Source organism: Bacillus sp. JJ1474 (assembly GCF_036965225.1).
Classification (GTDB): Bacteria; Bacillota; Bacilli; order Bacillales; family Cytobacillaceae; genus Cytobacillus.
On sequence record NZ_JBALPC010000004.1, the window covers coordinates 1 to 1,820 of the forward strand.

Annotated in this window: 1 protein-coding gene; it reads right to left on the reverse strand. The window is 36.3% G+C overall.

The annotated features are described in order from the left end of the window. Nucleotides 1-109 precede the first annotated feature (109 nt). A complete protein-coding gene (gene ltrA, locus V7164_RS00790; protein ID WP_335346131.1) occupies nt 110-1,438 on the reverse strand; it encodes a group II intron reverse transcriptase/maturase in 1,329 nt (442 codons plus the stop codon). Nucleotides 1,439-1,820: the final 382 nt, after the last annotated feature.

Below are 1,820 nucleotides of genomic sequence, written 5' to 3' on the forward strand. Positions count from 1 at the left end.
AACTAGTCGAGTAGAAGGGAATCTCTCTACCTCACGGTAGATTGTATTCCTCTCCCCTCACAGAACCGTGCTTGCGCAATTAACGCACACGGCTCCTCCTAGTTATCGTTCACATAATGTAGCTAATCTCTTTTCTTAAGTCATATATGTTAACCTTAATTCTTGCGTAAGGTAATGGGAATTTATTAAGAAAGAGTCTGAATTTATCCCAATTAAATGATTTCCTTTGACTTCTTCTATTGAGCCATTTATACAGTAAGTATCCGATTTTGTCTCTGAATTTGTTTACACTTTGGGTATTATCTGTGATGCAATAATAATTGTAATAACCTATAAGAGAGCGTCTAAATCTATCCATAATGATATGAATATCTTTATTTCTATTAATCTTCAACCATTGCTTAGATTCTTTGAGTTTGCCTTGGACTTTCTTCCTGCTTGACTTCCGTTTCACTCGGAACTTACCTTGTTTGCTTTTCCCACAATAGTGTGTAAAACCTAGGAAATCAAAGATTGCTGGTTTACTGTTTCCCTTTTGTTTTACATCTTTCTCCGCAAACTTTCCAAAGGGAATAATTTTAGTTTTATCCTCGGCTATTTCTAAGTTAAACTTCTTTAATCTCAATTTTAATGATTCGAAGAATTGTTCAGCTTCACTTCTAGATTGAAAACAACAAACAAAATCATCTGCATATCTCACTATAAATGCTTGTCCTTTGCACTGTTTTCTAACCCTTTTCTCAAACCATAGGTCGAGGACGTAATGGAGGTAAACGTTAGCTAATATCGGAGATATTACTCCACCTTGCGGTGTGCCATTTTCTGTCTTGTATTTCTTTCCTTCCTCCATATATCCACCTTTAAGAAACCTACCAATTAATCTTAGGAGGTTAGGGTCAGAGATTCGCAGTTTTAAGAACTCCATCATCCATGTGTGGTCAACATTGTCGAAGAATCCTTTGATATCTACATCTACTATATAATTTACTGACCTCTTTTCAATGTAATAGTTCAGTATTTTCAAAGCATCATGACAGTTACGGTTTGGACGGAATCCAAAGGAACAGTCTAGAAAATCATTCTCATAGATGGTATTTAGTATCTTTGTAATGCCTTTTTGTACAATTTTATCTTCATGTTCTGGTATTCCCAATGGTCTTTTCTTGTCTGAATTGAGCTTTGGAATATACATTCTCCTTACTGGAACAGGACGATAACTTTTGCTTTTAAGCCTATTTACTAAGCCTTCTATGTTTTCTTTTAGATTTTCACTGTATTGTTCTTTAGTTTTACCATTAACCCCAGTTGCCTTTTTATTAGGTAACTCATGATGACATTGAACTAATGATTGCTCATCTAATAAATGTGCAAGAGATGTAAATTTCATTATAGGATCAGATTTTGCTAATTCTGCTATCCTTAGTAGTTTTGTTTCCATTTAATATTCCTACCTCTGCGTGTAGTAAATGTTTCCCTAGTAAGGGTGATAACTGGTAGCTAGCCTTTCCTCCATCGGCATTACCCAACTTCATTGGTACTACGCTGCTATCCGACTCCCTAATCGGCATTTGGTTTCCTTACTTTGTATCGCTTGTACACCATACTCTTCTAAAAAAAAGAAAAGACCGATAGGGTCTCCCGAGTTGCCGTATCATATCAATGTATAACGTGCCAAGGTCTCTGACCCCAGAGAGGTTTCATTCTTCTTGCCATTACGAATAATGAAATGTTGCTTTCTGTCGCAGTTAAAACATCAGCCCTCTCGATTTACTAACATTATGGGGCTCAATCCCTTCAACCATTTGGCTTTCGGCCCATTA

Coding starts and splice junctions, on each gene's coding strand:
- ltrA (WP_335346131.1), bottom strand. CDS start 1,438: ATGGAAACAAAACTACTAAGGATAGCAGAATTAGCAAAATCTGATCCT.